The sequence below is a fragment of the Gelidibacter algens genome (assembly GCF_001678675.1).
Classification (GTDB): Bacteria; Bacteroidota; Bacteroidia; order Flavobacteriales; family Flavobacteriaceae; genus Gelidibacter; species Gelidibacter algens.
Map to the genome: position 1 here is coordinate 68430 of NZ_LZRN01000015.1, position 19696 is coordinate 88125.

Annotated in this window: 15 protein-coding genes; 5 read left to right on the plus strand and 10 right to left on the minus strand. The window is 39.1% G+C overall.

The genetic code is table 11. The features are described from left to right. Window positions 1-5: 5 nt before the first annotated feature. Window positions 6-893, minus strand: a complete 888-nt coding sequence (locus A9996_RS09280) for a diacylglycerol/lipid kinase family protein (protein WP_066433577.1) — start codon at window positions 891-893, stop codon at window positions 6-8. A gap of 63 nt (window positions 894-956) precedes the next feature. Here A9996_RS09280 and A9996_RS09285 point away from each other — a divergent pair, with 63 nt between their 5' ends. Further along, complete coding sequence (locus A9996_RS09285; RefSeq protein ID WP_066433579.1) at window positions 957-1925, plus strand: App1 family protein phosphatidate phosphatase; 969 nt, start codon at window positions 957-959, stop codon at window positions 1923-1925. A gap of 124 nt (window positions 1926-2049) precedes the next feature. Here A9996_RS09285 and A9996_RS09290 read toward each other — a convergent pair whose 3' ends face one another. Further along, window positions 2050-3996, minus strand: a complete 1947-nt coding sequence (locus A9996_RS09290) for a S9 family peptidase (protein WP_066433583.1) — start codon at window positions 3994-3996, stop codon at window positions 2050-2052. After that, window positions 3993-7277 carry a WD40/YVTN/BNR-like repeat-containing protein gene (locus A9996_RS09295; protein ID WP_066433584.1) on the minus strand — a complete coding sequence of 1095 codons (3285 nt, stop codon included), beginning with the start codon at window positions 7275-7277 and terminating at the stop codon, window positions 3993-3995. The genes A9996_RS09290 and A9996_RS09295 overlap by 4 nt, the downstream gene beginning before the upstream one ends. Before the next feature lie 283 nt (window positions 7278-7560). Here A9996_RS09295 and A9996_RS09300 point away from each other — a divergent pair, with 283 nt between their 5' ends. The 4 genes from A9996_RS09300 (at window position 7561) to A9996_RS19880 (ending at window position 10517) form a co-directional block, all read left to right on the plus strand. After that, a complete protein-coding gene (locus A9996_RS09300) occupies window positions 7561-8517 on the plus strand; it encodes a vWA domain-containing protein (protein ID WP_248912338.1) in 957 nt (318 codons plus the stop codon). A 123-nt stretch (window positions 8518-8640) separates the two neighbouring features. Next, window positions 8641-10101 carry a magnesium chelatase gene (locus A9996_RS09305; RefSeq protein ID WP_066433588.1) on the plus strand — a complete coding sequence of 487 codons (1461 nt, stop codon included), beginning with the start codon at window positions 8641-8643 and terminating at the stop codon, window positions 10099-10101. Between the two features lie 104 nt (window positions 10102-10205). Further along, complete coding sequence (locus tag A9996_RS20105; protein ID WP_169817245.1) at window positions 10206-10355, plus strand: hypothetical protein; 150 nt, start codon at window positions 10206-10208, stop codon at window positions 10353-10355. 15 nt (window positions 10356-10370) lie between these two features. Continuing rightward, complete coding sequence (locus tag A9996_RS19880) at window positions 10371-10517, plus strand: hypothetical protein (protein WP_157487203.1); 147 nt, start codon at window positions 10371-10373, stop codon at window positions 10515-10517. 127 nt (window positions 10518-10644) lie between these two features. Here the strand turns inward: A9996_RS19880 and A9996_RS09310 are convergent, their stop codons facing one another. From A9996_RS09310 to A9996_RS09340, 7 genes are all read right to left on the minus strand, one after another. Then, a complete protein-coding gene (locus A9996_RS09310; protein ID WP_066433590.1) occupies window positions 10645-11211 on the minus strand; it encodes a PepSY-associated TM helix domain-containing protein in 567 nt (188 codons plus the stop codon). Window positions 11212-11310: 99 nt separating this feature from the next. Next, a complete protein-coding gene (locus A9996_RS09315; protein ID WP_066433598.1) occupies window positions 11311-12933 on the minus strand; it encodes a M1 family metallopeptidase in 1623 nt (540 codons plus the stop codon). Window positions 12934-12942: 9 nt separating this feature from the next. Next, window positions 12943-14277: a M28 family metallopeptidase gene (locus tag A9996_RS09320; RefSeq protein WP_066433601.1), complete on the minus strand. Its 1335-nt coding sequence runs from the start codon at window positions 14275-14277 to the stop codon at window positions 12943-12945. Window positions 14278-14289: 12 nt separating this feature from the next. Next, window positions 14290-15045, minus strand: a complete 756-nt coding sequence (locus tag A9996_RS09325) for a CBM9 family sugar-binding protein (protein WP_066433603.1) — start codon at window positions 15043-15045, stop codon at window positions 14290-14292. Then, complete coding sequence (locus A9996_RS19885) at window positions 15042-16313, minus strand: DUF6265 family protein (protein WP_146608903.1); 1272 nt, start codon at window positions 16311-16313, stop codon at window positions 15042-15044. The genes A9996_RS09325 and A9996_RS19885 overlap by 4 nt, the downstream gene beginning before the upstream one ends. A gap of 173 nt (window positions 16314-16486) precedes the next feature. Further along, the gene (locus tag A9996_RS09335) at window positions 16487-18292 is read right to left on the minus strand and encodes an acyl-CoA dehydrogenase family protein (RefSeq protein WP_066433605.1); all 1806 of its coding nucleotides are present in this window, start codon (window positions 18290-18292) and stop codon (window positions 16487-16489) included. Between the two features lie 121 nt (window positions 18293-18413). After that, window positions 18414-19604, minus strand: coding sequence for an acetyl-CoA C-acyltransferase (locus A9996_RS09340; RefSeq protein ID WP_066433610.1), 1191 nt, complete (start codon window positions 19602-19604; stop codon window positions 18414-18416). Between the last annotated feature and the right edge of the window lie 92 nt (window positions 19605-19696).

Here is a 19696-nt window from a genome sequence, read left to right on the forward strand (position 1 = left end):
CAAAGTTAGTATTTCTTTTTGGGAATCATGACCTTGAGTTTTGTAGGCATCAGTTCTGCTGAAACGTGTTTCACGTCCCCAATAAATTCACCATCTACTTGTAAAGAAACATTTGATTGACATTCAATGCTGACTTTTTTTACTGAAAAGCATTCTACAAATTCAGGGTTTCTATAGGAGTTTTCGTCTAAAGTCTTAAGAATATCAAGAATGTCAAGTTTCTTAAAAATCAGTACTTCAAATAGACCGTCATCCATTTTGCCCTCAGGATTGATAACTGCACCAGTTCCAAATTGTTTCGCATTGGCAATAGCTACCATGACGCCTTCAATCACTGTTGTTTTTTTATCAATGTGTAAAGAAAAGCTATAGGGCAAGTCAGCTTTGAGAAGTGTAGGGATGGTTTGAAGTGCGTATCCCAATTTACCTCTGATTTCTGAGTTTTCGTAATTCTTGATCAATGCCGCATTGATACCCAGATCAGCAATGTGCAAACATAAATGATCATTAATAGAAATCTTGTCCATCATTAAATAGCTCTCTCCCAATGCGATTTCTATTTGTTCTTCAAGACTATATGGAAGCATTAAGTTTGAAGCTAAGCCGTTGGCAGAACCCGCGGGAATCAAGCTGATGGCGACGTCTCTATTTTGAATAGCCCTAGCAACAACTTGTATGGTGCCATCGCCACCGGCAACCAATACATTCTTAAAATTTCGGTCGTCTAAAAGTTTTCTGATTTGGAGATCATCAAACTTTCCTGTGGTTTCATACGTTTCAAACACGACGTTTCGATCTTCTAAAATTTCAGTAATCTCTTTAATTAATTGTTCTTTTTCTGAGCCACCAGAAATGGGATTGATCACCAGGAGTAGTTTATTTTTCGATTCCATAAAGTCTATAAATCTGCTTAAAATTAAGTAATTTGTAACTTATTACATATAATTATTCTTCAATTGGCAAAACTAGATTTGAAATTATACCGCGGCTATGTTAATGATCAGGGACTCATTGTTTCAGGACATGTCTTTAAATCTTGGGCACCAGACAAATACCGTTTGGATAAAAAAGGCATTCGCCATGCTGTGTCCATTTTACACATGTTTAGGATCAAGCCCTATTCAAATATTGAGGTTACCATGACTTTTAAAGGACTTAAGGTGACCACGCGAACTTTGGATGATGGTTTTTTTAGGTTTATCGTTCCTTTTAATGAAGATGTAAAAAGCGGATGGCACCCCTACGAAGTAACCTGCAACTTTTATGATTTTGGGATTGTGCAACACGGAGAAATTCTAAAACCGTTTGAAAGTAAGTTGGCGATTATTTCAGATATTGATGATACTTTTTTGATTTCACACAGTAATAACTTTTTCAAGAAATTGTATGTCCTTTTATTAAGGAACGTCAATAGTCGGAAAATTTTTGATGATGTCGTGCAACACTATAAAGCCCTAAGCACTTCAGGTCAGACCAATGATGAGGCTTCTAATTCCTTTTTTTATGTATCGAGTAGTGAATGGAATCTGTATGAGTTTATTGAGACTTTTGCACGCCTGCATGAATTGCCTAAAGCGGTTATAAAGCTTAAAAAAATAAAGACCGGAATTTCTGATTTCTTATTTACGGGAAGAGGAAGCCATGATCATAAATATGTCAAGATGAAAGAGATTATTTCATTCTATCCTCAGTTAGAGTATGTGCTTTTGGGTGATGATTCACAGCATGATCCGCAAATTTATGAACGCATCTGTAAAATATTCCCAAAGAACATTAAGGCGGTTTATATCAGGCAGACTTCAAGGCATAAAAAAGATAAAGTGAGTACTATTTTGAATAATATCACAGATATGGAAGTCGCAACCTGTTACTATAAATTTAGCCGAGAAGCGATAGCACATTCAAAATCTATTGGTGTTATTTGAGTTTTTACACCATAATAAACCCCAAAGTGTTTTAAGCTTTGGGGTTTATGATGGTCAGCAACTCAGAGTTTTTAAACTGTCAAAATCTCATGAGTTTTCAATGTGACAGGACATGCGCTTCTGATTACTCTTTCGCTTTTATCTCTGTAGAATTCATCTCGCCATCAATAGGCTGCTTTTCATTTTTCAAGTATTTATCGAGAAACTGAACAACTCTGCTATAGGCTTCAATCTGGTTCTCTTTTTTCACAAATCCATGACCTTCATCATCAAAAAGCACGTATTCCACAGGGACGCCATTTTTACGAACGCCAGCAACAATTTCATCAGATTCTACCTGCAAAACCCGTGGGTCTTGAGAGCCTTGTAAAACAATCAGTGGCTTGGTCACTTTATCAGTGTGGAATAATGGGGAAATTCGTTTTAATCGCACTGAATCTGCGGTAAACGGATCGCCCAATTCCAAATACAATGATTTTCTCAAAGATTCCCAATATGGCGGGATACTCTTTAAAGTTCTGATCCAATTGGTCACGCCAAATAAATTCACGCCCACATCAAATTCTTCAGGAGTATAGGTTAGGGCTGCCATCGTCATGTATCCACCATAAGAGCCTCCAATAATTCCAATTTTATCACCATCAATTTCTGGTTGGGTGGCCAGCCAATTTTTGCCTTCTACACAATCCTGTAAATCTTTTTCGCCATGATTAAGGTCGTCCATCTGGTAAAAGGTTTTGCCATAACCACTGCTACCGCGATTATTGACGGCCAAAACAGCATAACCATGATTGACCATATATTGCAAAAAGGAGTTAAATCCCTGACGGGTTTGACCTCCAGGACCACCATGTACCCATATCATTCCAGGCACTTTATTGTCCTTAGAAGCTTGATGAGGTAAGTAGTAAATGGCAGGAATTTCTACACCGTCAAAAGATTTGTAGCGCACCACCTTGGCGGTAACCAAATCTTCAGGATGAATGTCTTCATTTAATACATTGGTGAGTTTGTGCTGTTCTTTAGTTTCAAAATTGTAAGTGTATAAATTAGATGGTGTGTTGGATCCACCAACATACATGCGCATCCATTTTTCATCATCGCTCATTCCGACACTGGTAATGCTTTGGTCTCCAAAATCGGGCAGTTCAATAGGCATGTTTGTCTTTGTATCAATAACTTCAATGACATTTTTACCATCTTCATTAACATAAACGACCATATAGTTGCCTTTTTCTGTAAAGCCAGCCCCTGAAATGTCCCAAGGTTTCTGAAGCACGTTAGATTTTTCTTTGGTATTGAGATCGTATTTCATCAGATATGAAAATTCAGCACCATTGTCAGTCGTATAATAAAGTGAAGCGCTATCATTAGAAAAATCCTGTGCTGCATTGCCGCTTTGGTTCTCATTGATCTTTGTTTTCTCTCGTGTTTTTACGTTATAAATAAATAAGTCACTGTCATTGGTATTTAAAGACTGCACCAAAGCAATGTGGTTTTTGTCATTGGAGATGCTACTAAAATTCAAACCATCATTATTTTGATAGATCATTTTTGAGTTGAAATTAGTGAGATCCATCTCATAGACATCAAAAAATTTCGGATTCATTTTGTTAGATCCGAAGTAAAAGGTCTTGCCATCTTCAGCCCAACCATAAAATTCTGATTTCACTCCTTTTTCTGGAGTCAAATCGGTGATGGTTCCGGTGGTGTCCCGTAAAAACAGATGATTGATTTCGTCCCCATTGCCATCTGCAGACAATAACATACGGTCATCATTTGGAAAAAATGATTCTGCAAAATAAGACGTGCTGTCAGATGCCGTAACAGGCGTGTAGCTCCCTCCGGTGGCAGGAACCGTGTACACATTGTAAATCCCTGAACGGTTGCTGGAGATAAGAAGTTTGGAGTTGTCATATGAAAAACTGCCACCGCCAACGGCTTCGTTATCCATAAATTGTTCAATGGTATACTGCTCAACCTTGATGGCAGTATCTTCATTTTTCATGTCTTTTTTGTCCTTACATGAGACAAATGTCAGTAATACTAATACGAAACTAATGTACTTCATAATTTAAAGGTTTTGATTGGTTTGAATGGTGATGCTTGTAAGCTTTCTATACGTGTTTGATATATTTGCCAGTCTTTTTCGAAAAATGTATTGGTCTTTTCCAAAGCCGATTGTAGTTCATTCTTGGCATGCTTTATTAAGGTTGTCTCTGTGGATGTGATACCATTTTGTCTGGACTGCACATAACCATTGGCAATGCCAATGCGTTGCATAACCGTTATTTCGGGATTGCGAGTAATACCTTGGCGTTTGTCTTCTTTGCCCAAATACCTTGCAATAAGGCTGTCAAGGTCTTTAATAATATCTTTTGAAGACTTAATTTCAGCTTTGTATTTAGTCTTGTCCAATGCGTTCAAGTTCTTTTCAAAATTTTCGGCTACAGTTTTACTTTCCACCAATTGTGCCACAGCGTCGGCTGCAGTTTTTTGCAGTTGTTCCAATTCTTTAGATGCGGCATATACGTCGTCAGTATTTTTGGCAGAAATGTCTAAACGAGGATCTGATTTTACAGTAATTATCTCTTCGGAAGTGTGGTCGCCAAAGGTGATTACGGCTCTGTAATCTCCTGGTTTTACAATGACACCACTTGGTTCACTTTTTCTTTTTGTCGTTGATTTGGAAGGTCTGTCCACACCTGCTTCATCCATATACCACGACCATTTGTAAACCCCGCTTGAATCTGGTGCTTTTTGTTCTAGGGTTCGGATAAGTCTGTCAGCATCATAAATGTGCATCGTCAAGGTATCCCATTTCACATCTTTCACCTTTTGAAGTGTATCATTCTCAGATTCTACAATTTCTTCTTCTGGGAAATCTTCATCCGAAGGATTTAAGTTCTCGGTTTTAGGTTTTTGGCTTTTCTCTAGAATATCTTTCGGCTTAATATCAGTGTTAATAGTATCTTTTTTAGGATCGATTTTCACATAATAAGACAATTGAACGCCTGAAGGTTTGTTTTCTCCTTGATACATAGCATCAGCTCCAAATCTACTTCCGGTGGGTTGTTGATATGCTGCTTGATAGGCTATTGGCGGTGTGAATAATTCTAATTTTTGATTGACCAATTGTTTGTTTTTAGCCAATTCCCGAAGCGGACGAATATCATCCATAACCCATGCGGCCCTTCCAAAGGTTCCAATGATTAGGTCATGCTCGCGAGGGTGAATCACTAAATCCTTGACGGACACGGTTGGAAACCCTTCTGTCCATTTGGTCCACTCGGTGCCGGCGTCTATTGAGATATATAGGCCGTCATCAGTGCCTAGGAACATTAAATTTGGTTCTTCTAAATCTTCAACAATAGATAACGTGTAACTGATAACATCTGTTTCGTCAATGATACGTGTCCACGTTTTGCCATAATCTTTAGTGCGGTAGGCATATGGTGCAAAATTGAAACGTCTATAATCATTGGCGACCAGTAATGCTTCACCTTTGTTTTTATTGGATGCCTTTATTTGTGGAATCCAACTGCCTGCAGGAAGCCCTTTGATGTTTTTGGTGACATCGGTCCAGTTTTGTCCACCGTTTTGAGTGATATGGACACGGCCATCATCTGTTCCTGCCCAAAGCATATTCTGTTCAACCGGAGAAGGTTCGATAACCAAAATGGTACAGTGGTTTTCAGCTCCAGTGGCATCCATGGTAATGCCACCACTTTCGCTTTGTTTAAGTTTTTCAGGATCATTAGTGGTTAAGTCTGGGGAAATGATGCTCCAAGTCTCACCTTTATCGGTTGATTTATGTACAAATTGACTGCCAAAGTAAATGGTGCTATTATCAAATGGATCCATGTTAATGGCAGAATTCCAATTAAAACGCAATTCAGTGTCAGCCTCTGGATGTGTAGGACGGACGATATAGTTATTACCTGTTTGCCAGTCATACCGTGTCACATAACCTTGCTGACTCATTGACCATCCATAGCGCGAATCATCTTTGTCTGGAACGACATCAAAACCATCCCCAAAACTGATTTCCTGCCAATAGCTGTTGCGTATGCCCTGATCACGCCAAACATAAGCTGGCCCTCGCCAAGACCCATTATCTTGCATGCCTCCATACACATTGTATGGAAATTCATTATCGACGCTAATATGATAAAATTGCGCCACAGGAAGATTGCCTATAAATCGCCATGATTTCCCACCATCTTTAGTGATATTCAGTCCGCCATCATTTCCATCAATCATAAATTGGCCGTTTTTAGGATGTATCCACCATGCGTGATGATCAGGGTGGACGCCATTGTCAACGCCGTAAGCTGGCATCAGCTGATCAAAATTCTTTCCACCGTCTTGACTGACGTTTATATATGTAAATACTGAATAGACACGATTTTCATTTTGAGGGTCTACATAAATTTCAGAGTAGTAAAAAGGACGATCGCCGATATCATTTTTGTCATTGATCATTTTCCATTTAAAACCACCATCTTCACTTTTATAGAGTGCGTTTTTTTCTGCTTCAACTAACGCGTAAACAATGTTTGGTTTGTTGGGCGCAATGGCGATTCCAATACGACCGAGATCTCCTTTTGGTAAGCCATCTTTATCTGTTAACTTTTTCCATGTTTTTCCACCATCATGGGTCATGTGCAATCCCGAACCTTCACCACCAGAATTGAAAAACCAAGGCTCGCGTTTGTGTTCCCATAGTGCAGCAATCAATTTATTTGGGTTTGTTGGATCCATAACCAAATCGGCAGCACCAGTCTTATTATTAGCGAAGAGAATTTTGTTCCAAGTGTCGCCGCCATCGGTCGTTTTAAAAACACCACGTTCAGGATGTTCGCCCCAAGGTGAGCCGATAGCTGCCACATAAATTACATTTGGATTGGTTGGGTCAATAATGATTCGGTGGATATGTCTTGTTTTTTCTAGACCTTTTAATTGCCAACTTTTACCGCCATCAAGCGACCGATAAATGCCATAGCCACCATTCAAACTATTTCTCGGATTTCCTTCTCCAGTACCTACCCAAATCACGCTTGGATTTGATTGTTGAATTGCCACAGCACCAACTGATGCGGTGACTTCTTTGTCAAAAATAGGATCCCATTTAATTCCTCCTGACGTTGATTTCCAAAGGCCTCCTGAAGCCGTTCCTACGTACATAATATCTGGATTGGAATGTACGGCGTCAATAGCCGTTACACGTCCAGACATACCACCTGGGCCAATATTACGAGGCTTCATACTTTTTAGTAAATCGAGAGAAAATTCTTGAGCAAAAAGAGAACATGATGCAAAGAGCATCAAAAAGAAAAGTGTTTTTTTCATTAAGAGTTGGTTTTAGTCGATCTAAATATAATCAAAACTTATGATTCGATACTTAAAATAGATGTTAATGCCTTACTTCATGAATTGAAAAAGCCGTAATTTTATGCAGCTATGAAAAACAAAAAATACTTTAAAAAAGGGCTTCGTCTTCAAAACTTACGAAGCGCCTTTTCAATCTCCTTTTGATAAACTTTTCGAAATTTTCAAGGAATTAATCACGCATACTTCGGGCGATTTTGATGAAGCTATCGATTGGTTAAGAGAGCTTGACAAAGAGTATAAATTGACCACTGCAGAATACACTGTTGACGATTTTATTGAAGACCTTAAGAAAAAGGGCTATATCAAAGAAGAAATTGATACCGATGGCAATGGAGGAATGGCCATTACTGCCAAAACAGAGAGAGCCATACGCCAGCAAGCGCTTGATCAAATTTTTGGAAACATCAAACGCAGCGGCCAAGGCAATCATAAAAGTAAAAGTCCGGGAACTGGCGATGAGCACACCGGCGATTTTAGAGACTACCAATTTGGAGATGCCTTGGACAAGGTTTCTGTAACCGAAAGTTTAAAAAATGCACAGATCAACCATGGGATTGGCGATTTTAAACTTTCTGAAGAAGATTTGGTGGTTGAGGAAACACTACACAAATCGCAAATGAGTACGGTGTTGATGATTGATATCAGTCATAGTATGATTTTATACGGAGAAGACCGTATTACTCCTGCAAAAAAAGTAGCGATGGCTTTGGCCGAATTGATTACCACACGCTATCCAAAAGACACCTTGGATATTTTGGTATTTGGCAACGATGCATGGCAGATAGAAATTAAGGATTTGCCTTATTTAAAAGTGGGACCATACCATACCAATACCGTGGCCGGTTTACAATTGGCCATGGATTTACTGCGACGAAAGCGAAACACCAACAAGCAAATTTTTATGATTACTGATGGGAAACCGAGCTGTCTAAGACTTCCGGATGGGCAGTATTACAAGGACAGTGCGGGTCTTAATCCATATATCACTAATAAATGTTATGACATGGCCCAACAAGCCAGAAGATTGCACATCCCCATTACTACATTCATGATTGCCCAAGATCAGTATTTGATGCAGTTTGTGAGAGAGTTCACAAAAGCCAATCAAGGAAAAGCGTTTTACACCGGATTAAAAGGTTTGGGTGAGATGATTTTTGAGGATTATGAGACCAATAGGAAGAAACGGATTAGGGGGTAGAGGCCCCACCCAGCCTCCCCGAAGGGGAGGAGCGAATTCGGAAAAATACACTAGATACTATAATTATAAATTAAATACCCCATAACAGTTCCCTCTTCTTTGGAGAGGGCTAGGGAAAGGACTATGAGAGACATTAAAACAATAGGCGAATTAAAAAAGGCAGCATATCAGTCAAAATCCATCAAAGATGAATTACGCGATAATCTGATCCAAAAAATTAAGAATAAAGAAACAACCTTTGAAGGCGTTCATGGGTATGAAAACACAGTGATACCAGAAATGGAACGCGCCATTTTATCACGACACAACATCAATCTATTGGGATTGCGCGGACAAGCAAAAACCCGATTGGCACGACTGATGTTGAATCTTCTGGATGAATATATTCCGGTAGTGGAAGGGTCAGAAATTAATGATGATCCACTAAATCCAATTTCAAGATATGCCAAGGAATTAATAAAGGAAAAAGGTGATGATACTCCTATTTATTGGCTTCATAGAAGTGAGCGTTTTGCTGAAAAATTAGCAACGCCAGATGTTACCGTGGCTGACCTTATTGGGGATGTCGATCCGATAAAGGCGGCAAACCTAAAACTGAGTTATGCTGATGATCGCGTCATCCATTATGGAATGATTCCGCGGGCCAACCGTTGTATTTTTGTCATCAATGAGCTTCCAGATTTACAAGCACGGATTCAGGTGGCATTGTTTAATATTTTGCAGGAGGGCGATATTCAAATTAGAGGTTTTAAACTAAGATTGCCATTGGATATCCAGTTTTTATTTACTGCAAATCCCGAAGATTATACCAACAGAGGAAGTATTGTGACCCCGTTAAAAGATAGAATTGGATCTCAGATCCTGACCCATTATCCTGTAGATATTGAAACTGCACGCTTGATTACGGAACAAGAGGCGCGGGTAGTGGAAGGCCAAAAAGAATCGGTTATGGTTCCTGATTTGGCAAGAGATTTATTGGAGCAAATTGTTTTTGAAGCACGAGAAAGCGATTATATTGATTCCAAGAGTGGTGTGAGTGCGCGTTTGAGCATCACCGCGTTGGAAAATTTATTGAGTACCGCTGAGCGTCGTGCGTTAAAAGCAGGCGATGACAAAACGATGGTGCGCTTAAGTGATTTTGTAGGCATTATCCCGTCAATTACGGGAAAAGTAGAATTGGTGTATGAGGGAGAGCAAGAAGGTGCTGCAGTTGTAGCTTATAATTTAATTGGTGAAGGCGTTAAAAGTCTGTTTGAAGAGTTTTTTCCTAAAATTGAAAAGCTTAAAAAGGATGATGCCGAAACACCTTATGACGAAATCATTTCTTGGTTTTTTAATCAAAAGGAAGGGTTTGAACTTCTTGATGATCTAAGGGATAAAGAATATAAAGAGTTGTTGGATGCCATTACACCCTTAGATGACTTGTTGGGCGAGCATCAACCTAATCTGTCCAAAGAAGAAAGCTATTTCGTGAAGGAATTTGTGTTGTGGGCTTTGGTGGAATTTAAACAATTAAACAAGTTCCGTTTTTCTGAAGGCACCCAATTTAAAGATCCTTATGGCAGTTTTATTAGCGGGTTGTAAGCCTAGTTATTTGGATTAGAGTCAATGATGTACGCTTTTGGATCAAATTGTTGTAGTGATTTCATCTATATTTATAAAGTATCAACTTTTAAAATAAAACTATTATGAAGACAGATAAAAACGAACAAATGCCGGACAGACAAAGTAAGAAAGAGCACGCCATTAATATTAAGGAAAAGGCCTCTGACGGAAAAGAAATTAACCCACAGGTGAAACAAAAACAGGAAAAGCATCAGCCACGTGACAATGCATAACATTAAAAAGAAATTATGACAGCAGCAACTATAATAGGAATGGCGAACTTTTTCGTCAAGAGTAGAAAGGCCAGCATGGTTTTAATAGGTATGCAATTGGTCTATTTAGCATACAAATACCAAAAAGAAAAGAATTCCCAGCCGAAGGAGATTGATGGTTAAATGGGAGATCAATTTCATAAAACAGATTAATCGAACACTAAAACTCAGTATTTAAATATGCTGGGTTTTCTTTTTTTAGAAGAAGTCGTTCTTTCTGTTATCCTTTGTGAAACTGTACACACAATCTTTATGATGCATCAGTTCCTGAAGTCTTTAATTTTTTCATTTTTCTTGGCCTTAACCATAATATAAATCCGCTAAAAGATAGAAATAACAAGCCCAAAGAAGTGAATGTAGAATACACCAACTTTGAAGTTGAAGAACTGTTGCTGAATACAAAATCGATGATGGAACCATCATGGATCATCTCAACAACATCGGCCGTTCTATTTTTTTCTGAAACGATAGCGCCTGTGTAACAATCAATTTGGAGCTCTGTAAAATGTTGCTCAAATCTAACCTTGGCTATTCCTTTATTTGGCCTGTAATCAATGCGGTTAATTTCTGAAGAGAGATTTTGGGATTCAATATAAGAGACGGCCTTGTCATGTATGGTCTGCAAAGAAATCAATGACCTATTTTCTGCAGCAACTTTTGCACTGGAAGGTTTTAATTGAAGCTCATCCTTCCATGTTAATAAAAGTCCGGTTACGCCCACTATAAACATAAAAAACACCAAAATAATAGCAATCCATCGGTGTGTTTTTCTATACCACCGTGTGGATTTTGCCAATTTGCTAAGACGCTGTTTCAATGGAAGATTATTAGGGATAGAGGCAAAATTATACAAAAAGGATTATAATCTTCTTAAAGAATTGTTAACGGATTTTCAAGTTGTAATAGGATGCAAGCATTATAATTTTTTAGAATAGACGTAAAAATCAGGATCAATTTGCAAAGTGCTCGCATTTGTTTCCATTGTAGACCAAGTCGCTTTAGGTGATAGCCATTGTTCTGTCCCGTCAATTAATATTTGGATAGGCATTTTGAAGTCTGCAACTGTTTGGGTCCAGCGGTATCTTAATTGCTTGTCTTTTAGTTCATATTCCAAGGTCGGAATTCGGGTATCTCTCAAGTATTGATTAAAAAAAGCATTCAAATCAATTCCCGACATCTCAGAAATATAATTTTCAATTTGTTCTGTCGTCACGGTTTGATGGTAAAATGTCTCGTTGAGTCCTCTCAAAATCTGGCGCCACTTTTCATCGTCATCAATCCATTGTCTTAAGGTGTGCAACATATTGGCACCCTTGTAATACATGTCTCCAGAACCTTCTTGATTAACGCCATACGTACCGATAATTGGCGACGTATTACCAATACTTTGTCGGGTGCCTATCACATACGCTGCGGCGGCATCCTTACCATAAAAATAATCTAAAAATAAACCTTCGGAATAGGCCGTAAAACTCTCGTGGATCCACATGTCCGCAATATCCTTATAGGTGATGTTGTTGGCGAACCATTCATGACCAGATTCGTGGATGATGATAAAATCAAATTTTAAACCCCATCCTGTTCCTGATAAATCACGACCTAAATAGCCATTTTTATACTGATTGCCATAAGTAACTGAACTCTGGTGCTCCATGCCCAAATAAGGTACTTCCACCAATTTATAGCCATCTTCATAAAATGGATAGGGACCAAACCAATGCTCAAAAGCTTCCATCATTTTTGGTGCATCCTTAAATTGTATTTTTGCTTTTTCCAGATTATTTTTTAAGACATAATAATCCATTTTCAACGGACCTTTTTCACCGTTATAGTCTTCATTAAAATGAACATAATCTCCAATATTGACATTAACACCATAGTTATTGATCGGGTTATTGACAAACCAATTATAAGTTTTGGTGTCATTAGTATTGGTTTCAATGCTGCGCAATTGTCCGTTGGAGACATTCATCAAATCTTTTGGGACAGTGACACTAATGAGCATGCTGTCCACTTCATCATACATATGGTCTTTATTGGGCCACCACACACTTGCGCCAAGTCCTTGACATGATGTGGCCACAAAGTCGTTGCCATTATCATCCTTTTTCCAAGAAAATCCACCATCCCAAGGTGCTCTTACCGCTTCTTTGGGTTGGCCTTCATAATAAACGTCTATACTTTGGTGGCTTCCAATTTTTTGGTCGCTTTTTAAGGTGATAAAATGTGCATTCCCGTCATGCCTCACGTTGAGGGTTTCTCCATTTTGAGTGACCTTCGTGATATGTAATGGCGGTTGTAAATCAATTTGAAGAACGGCATTGGATTCTAAAACTTTATAGTTTATCGTGTTTTTGCCTTTTATAGATTTAGTTGACGGATCAACTGATACATCCAAATGGTAATAGGTCAAATCCCACCAAGCACGTTCAGGGGTTATGGAACCTCTTAAAGTATCCTGTTTTGTAAATACTTGCTCTTGTGCTTGAAAGGTTTGTGAAGCAACTAAAATTAAAAGAATGAAAAAGCACTTGTACATAGGGATAGTTTAATTTCTTATAATCGAGTTTGGAAAAACCACCACACTCTCATGACCATCTTTTCCTACAGAAGCAACGCCGAAATAGGAATTGTCGATAACGATGCCGTCTAAGGTAAATTCGTCAGTATCGCCAACATATCTGGAATGGTCCCAAGTTGGAGACGTGGTATCTCTCCAATAAATTTTATATCCTGTGGCACCATCAACTTTATCCCATTTTAATTTCGCAGAGGCCTCAACGATGCCACCGATAGCAACGCTTTTTGGCGCAGGAGGGGCAGAAGCTAAACTAGCCATATTGATGGCATTAACGGCCGTTAATTTGGCAGCGTACGGGAAATTGACATGTTCAAAAGTGTCTCCATAAGTGATGCCGTTTTCTGTACGGATATCTTGATGTTGCTGGGTATAGTTTTCATGGGCTTCCATGATCCGGATGCCGGCAAAACCCAAATCATTGAACGGACGGTGATGACCTCCTCGACCAAAGCGGTCCAATCTGTATACCATCATCGGATTCATTTCTGGCATATAGGTTTGCGTTGTTTTGTGGACATAACGCGCCAATTGACGTGAAATGCCATCTACTTCACCGCCATAAAAACGACGCATTTGGCGTTCGCGTTCAGTTTCTGTTGGTGGAACAGGTTCGGAAAAAATCCGAAAGGTCCTATTGTCAATCACGCCATCAACACCTTCAATATTGCCAATCATATCGTTATTCAAAATACCGATAATGTCCCATCCTTTTTCCTTAGCATAAGCGGCTAGTCCGCCACCACCAAAAAGTCCCTGTTCTTCGCCAGAGAGTCCAACATAAACAATGCTGCTTTCAAATTTGTATTTTGATAACACACGGGCGGCTTCAATAGCTCCCGCCATTCCTGAGGCATTGTCGTTGGCACCTGGCGCATCTGAAGTAAAATCCATGGTGTCACTGCCTCGGGAATCAATATCCCCACTCATAATAATATAACGGTTTGGATATTTTGTGCCTTTCTGAATGGCCACTACATTAACGATCCAGGCATCGTGTGGCACCCGATTGTTGCCTTCTTTGGTCACAAAATCCTTTTGATAAAAAACGTTCATGCAATTGTTGCAATCTTTTGAAATGGTTTCAAATTCTTGCTTGATCCAGCGTCTGGCAGCGCCAATACCGCGTGTTTGGGAAACGGTATCACTAAAGGTATTACGTGTGCCAAAATCAACAAGGGTTTTTACATCTTTCTTGATTCTGTCAGCAGAAACGTTGTCAATAATATCATAGATTTTTTGATCTGTTTGTGCAGAAGTAAAATTAAATGCGATCAAAAGCGCAAGCGTCATCAAATAATTCATGTGGTATGGATTTTAATTTTTTAATTGAATGGTTCCAAAAATGCTGGCATCTATCCAGCCTCTGTTTTTATCTTCGCCGTCTACAGCGATAGATCCGATAAAGTTTTCACGTTCTATGCTGCCATCATTATCGCAATAGGCAATGGCGAAACCAATTTTTTTGCCTTCAGATAATTTTACGGGACTATTTTCTTCGTTCTCTTTATAGCTGTCATCATAAAGCGAAATTTGCAATTCCCATAGGGTCGTATTTCCTGTGGTAACGTGTTTTGAGGTGACATGGTGGTTATACAAATGCCCCGTTTTTTTAGGGGACATGTCTACCACATTCCCATCCAAGGCCACGTGATAGGCAAAGGCATTGTGATTATATTGATGCTCTCCGCCGCTATTATCTTCATCAATAAACACTTCCACACAATCATCATCCCACCAAAGTTTTAAAGGATCAGCGTGTTGTTCAAAGAGCGAGTCATCTTTAATTTCAACCAATGCATAAAGCGCGTCCTCAGTCCAAGTTAATTTATAGGAACCTTCAAAATCTTCAGCAGAATACGTTTCGCCCAACCAAAGTTGATCAATAGAGTAGGATGTGGCTTTTTGCCAGATGCTGTCTGAAGCTTGTCCATCAATTACGGGTGCTTGTTCTGCTTTTAAGACCTGACGCAATTGGTACTCATTTTTTTGACTTGTTGAAGTGCTATTTCCGGAGTTTTTGCAACTGGAAGCCCCAATTAAAAGGCATAAGATTGCTATCAACTGTTTCATTTTTTGTAATTAAATTTTACGGTTTCAATACTGCCATTGTCATGTTTGATATCGACATATATAGTCATTTCATTGGCGCTAAGTTTTTCAAAGGTCATACCTTCAAAAACTACTTTATTTTCTGTGATTTCTTTTAATGGAAAATCGACAGTTTCATCTTTTGTTTCCCAACCTTTAAGATCACTTCCAAAATGTTTGAGTTGTAAAATTAAGGAATTTTCAACTTCACGAATGATTACAATTTCATAAAAAACCACCTTGTCATTCTCAATCAACTTAAAAGTGGCCATCATGGAACCGGCAGAAGGTTCACTCCAGTTTTCCTCAGTTTGTCCACCAAAGGCTTCACCTTTCCAATTGCCGGCAATCCATTTGATGCGTTCAAGTTTTGGTTCTAACTTTTGAGTTAAAAGTTCTCCAACAATGGCCAATTTTTTTCCATCGGGACTTATAGCTAAACGTGTGAGATTGGTAATGCCAAAATCTTTCAAAGAGGCCACTTCTACCCAACCGAATTGGCTTTTTGGATTGAATTGGAGGATGGCATCGCCTTTGGTCATCAAAATCCTGCCATCTGGCATCCAACACATATCTTCACCCTCAGAAAGTGTTTGAGTAATTGTTTTAATAGTGCCGTTTAAAGGATTTAATGATTTAATTTCTGAGGGACCATTTTTGTTTTTAGAAATAAAACTGATCAGCTTAGAGTTTGGAATGTTGTGCAATGAACGGCCAACATGAGTTGTTATCTTTTTATTTTGCCGTGTTTTTAAATCGGAGGTATAAAGCGATAAAAAGTCTGCTTCCAAAACAGAGGAAACAAGAGTGTTTTGGTCAAACCAAACATGATAACCCACTACCAACGTATCTAAAATAACAGTGTTGGTGGTGGTTTTTAAATTGTAGCGATAGAGACGCTGCTTTCCGTCAGGATCCAACCTGATCGCTGAAACTGCATTTTGATTTGGAATTTTTAATGGCGAATATTCGACTCCTTCCGTAAAACAGATCCAGGTTGTTGAACCGTAATTAAGATCATATTTGACAATATCAGTTTGGCTATTTCGCGTACCAGCATACAATAAAGTTTTGTTATCCATGAATGACGGTTGGTTGTCATAACCTTCATTATTAGAAATGTTTTTGAAATTTGACAATTGAAAATTGTCCTTCTCAGTTTTCAGATCAAATAGAAAAACTTCAGTATTTGGTTGGGCAAAAAGGAATATGGGCAGTATAAGAAGCAGCTGAGTCGCTAATCTTTTCATTGTTTTCATTGTTTATTTTCTAAATATAATGAAAATAAAGAAGCCAACTCGCGTTAACGAACTGGCTTCTTTGATTACTAAAATTTGAGTTAGTCAGAATTTTAGAAACAAAAGTCTAATTGAAATTTCAAACCCGACTTTTCGGACTTCAAAATCTGAAAGTTATTGATGCATTAAAAAGGATACTTGTTCTCACCTTTTACTTTTTCAGCAATTGCTTTACGTAAATCCACAATGTCTGGATAGTTCGTGTATTTTACAAAACGTTTCAAGCCCATCAACATCATGCGTTGTTCATCGCCCTCAGCAAATGAGATGATACTTTCCTTCCCGTTTTTCTCTACAATAGAAACGGCATTATACAGGTATAATTTAGCCATTGCTATCTGAATTTCTTGAGATGCTTCGCCAAAACGTTTCGCATTTTTCTCGGTTCTCAAGAGTGTGGATTCTGCCATATAGATTTCAATCAAAATGTCAGATGCAGCCAATAACAATTGTTGTTGACCATCTAAATCTGGACCAAATTTTTGTACCGCAGCACCTGCAACCATTAAGAATACTTTCTTCAATTTGGCAACCATTTCCTTTTCTTCTGCAAACAATTCAGAATAATCTGGGGTTTCAAAAGAAGGGATTCCCATCAACTCATCAGCAACCGCTTGGGCAGGACCTAACAAATCAACATGGCCTTTCATGGCTTTTTTTACCAACATACCAACAGATAACATTCTGTTGATCTCGTTAGTGCCTTCATAAATACGTGCAATACGCGCATCTCTCCACGCAGCTTCCATAGGTGTGTCTTTAGAGAAGCCCATACCGCCAAAAATCTGGATCCCTTCATCAGCACAATGTTGTATGTCTTCAGATACAGCAACCTTTAATATTGAACATTCAATCGCATATTCTTCAACACCTTTTAATTCTGCTTCTTGATGACTGTTTCCTGAGGCTTCACGCATAGCGATTCGGTCTTCGATATTTTTAGCAGCTCTGTAAGAGGCGGATTCACCAGCATAACAGTTGGTTGCCATTTCAGCTAACTTCAATTTAATAGCTCCAAAATCTGAAATCGGGGTGTTGAATTGTTTACGTTCGTTGGCATATTGAACTGCAGTTGTAGTGACACGGCGTTGAGAATCCAAGCACGCGGCAGCCAATTTGATACGACCAATATTCAACGCATTCATCGCAATTTTAAAACCTTCACCACGACCAGCCAACATGTTTTCTGCAGGAACAACAGTGTCACTAAAGAATACTTGTCTTGTAGAAGAAGCGTGGATACCCAGTTTGTGTTCTTCTTCGCCTAAAGTGATACCATTATTGAGATCTTTTTCAATGATAAAACATGTGATATTTTTATCATTTTCAATACGTGCAAAAACGATGAACATTTGACAGAACCCAGCATTGGAAATCCACATTTTTTGTCCGTTGATTTTGTACGATTTGCCATCTTCAGAAAGCGTAGCAATTGTTTTACCAGAATTGGCATCAGAACCAGCTCCTGGTTCCGTCAGTGCGTATGCACCAAACCATTCGCCAGTTGCTAATCTTGGGACGTATTTTTGTTTTTGTTCTTCGGTACCATAAAGGGTGATTGGCATGGTTCCAATTCCTGTATGTGCTCCAAAAGCGGTGCTAAAAGAACCAGTTCCACTTGATATGTATTCACAAACAATCATGGTAGAAACGAATCCCATTCCAAGTCCGCCGTATTCTTCCGGAACCGAAACACCTAAGAAGCCCATGTCTCCAGCTTTGCGCATCACCTCTTCAGTCAACGCATAATCCTTAGCTTCAAAGCGATCTCTATGAGGAATAATCTCACGATCATTAAACTCGATGACCGAGTCGCGCATCATTTTTTGCTCTTCACTGAAGTCTTCAGGGGTGAAGATGTCTTCGCATTTTGTTTCCTTCACGAGGAATTGTCCGCCGCGTAAAATTTCTTTTTCTAGTTGTGTTTCCATAAGCCTCTCCCAACCCTCTCCATAGGAGAGGGCTTTTACAGGGTGTTTAATTAAAATTTATAATTTATTTTATTTTTTGTTTTCAATCGTTCCTTCTCTTTGGGAAGGTTAGGATGGGATTTTATTTCAAAAATTCAAATATCCCACAAGCACCTTGACCCGTTCCAACGCACATGGTAACTGCACCATATTTTCCTTGCATGTTTCGTTTGCGCATCTCGTCAAACAATTGTACAGATAATTTTGCACCTGTACATCCAAGTGGATGGCCTAACGCAATGGCGCCACCATTGACATTTACGATATCTTGATTAAGATCGAGTTCTCTAATAACGGCTACTGATTGTGAAGCAAAAGCTTCGTTTAGCTCAATCAAATCCAAATCTTTTTGCTCCAAACCTGATAGTTTAAGCGCTTTTGGAATGGCCTTTACTGGCCCAATGCCCATGATGCGAGGTTCAACACCTACAGCCGCATAATTGACCAAGCGTGCAATAGGTTCAAGATTTAATTCTTTAACCATCGCTTCACTCATAACCATCACAAAGGCAGCGCCATCACTCATTTGTGAGGAATTACCGGCAGTCACACTACCATCAGCAGCAAAGACAGGTCTTAACTTGGCCAAGGCTTCTAAACTGGTTCCGGCACGTGGACCTTCATCCTTAGTAACCGTATAAGATTTAGTTGCTTTTTTTCCGTTGGAATCCACATAAGTTTCATCCACCGTAATCGGCACGATTTGATCCTGAAAACGATTTTCAGCTTGTGCTCTCAAAGCTTTCATGTGCGAATTATAAGCAAACTCATCCTGAGCTTCACGAGAGACATTATACTGTTTGGCAACAGCCTCAGCAGTGTTTCCCATGCCCCAATAATAACTTTCGTGGCCCGCTTTTATGGTGTCATAGTTTAATTCTGGTTTGTAACCCGACATCGGCACGGAGCTCATGCTTTCAGCACCTCCTGCGATAATACAGTCAGCCATTCCTGCTTGAATTTTTGCCGAAGCCATGGCGATGGTTTCTATTCCAGAAGAACAAAAACGGTTGACCGTTACTCCAGGAACATCGACGCTATCTAATCCAATCAGGGAGATAAATCGTGCAAAATTCAATCCTTGCGATCCTTCCGGCATGGCATTACCAACCATCACGTCATCAATACGTTTGACATCAAAGTTTGGTAATTGTTTCATCATGTATTGGATGGTCTCAGCGCCCAATTCATCAGCTCTCTTAAAACGGAATACGCCTTTTGGTGCTTTGCCAACTGCGGTTCTGTATGCTTTTACTATGTATGCTTGTTTCATTTTCCTATCCCTAACCCTTTCCAAAGGAAAGGGAACTGTTGTGGGTAATTTTTAGTTAAAGTTTAATATATATCCATCATGTCTCCTTCCCT

Excerpts from the sequence above, each read along its gene's own strand:
- A9996_RS09280 (WP_066433577.1), bottom strand. The coding sequence starts at position 893 with ATGGAATCGAAAAATAAACTACTCCTGGTGATCAATCCCATTTCTGGT.
- A9996_RS09290 (WP_066433583.1), bottom strand. The coding sequence starts at position 3,996 with ATGAAGTACATTAGTTTCGTATTAGTATTACTGACATTTGTCTCATGT.
- A9996_RS09295 (WP_066433584.1), bottom strand. The coding sequence starts at position 7,277 with ATGAAAAAAACACTTTTCTTTTTGATGCTCTTTGCATCATGTTCTCTT.
- A9996_RS09305 (WP_066433588.1), top strand. The coding sequence starts at position 8,641 with ATGAGAGACATTAAAACAATAGGCGAATTAAAAAAGGCAGCATATCAG.
- A9996_RS20105 (WP_169817245.1), top strand. The coding sequence starts at position 10,206 with ATGAAGACAGATAAAAACGAACAAATGCCGGACAGACAAAGTAAGAAA.
- A9996_RS19880 (WP_157487203.1), top strand. The coding sequence starts at position 10,371 with ATGACAGCAGCAACTATAATAGGAATGGCGAACTTTTTCGTCAAGAGT.
- A9996_RS09315 (WP_066433598.1), bottom strand. The coding sequence starts at position 12,933 with ATGTACAAGTGCTTTTTCATTCTTTTAATTTTAGTTGCTTCACAAACC.
- A9996_RS09320 (WP_066433601.1), bottom strand. The coding sequence starts at position 14,277 with ATGAATTATTTGATGACGCTTGCGCTTTTGATCGCATTTAATTTTACT.
- A9996_RS09325 (WP_066433603.1), bottom strand. The coding sequence starts at position 15,045 with ATGAAACAGTTGATAGCAATCTTATGCCTTTTAATTGGGGCTTCCAGT.
- A9996_RS19885 (WP_146608903.1), bottom strand. The coding sequence starts at position 16,313 with ATGAAAAGATTAGCGACTCAGCTGCTTCTTATACTGCCCATATTCCTT.
- A9996_RS09335 (WP_066433605.1), bottom strand. The coding sequence starts at position 18,292 with ATGGAAACACAACTAGAAAAAGAAATTTTACGCGGCGGACAATTCCTC.
- A9996_RS09340 (WP_066433610.1), bottom strand. The coding sequence starts at position 19,604 with ATGAAACAAGCATACATAGTAAAAGCATACAGAACCGCAGTTGGCAAA.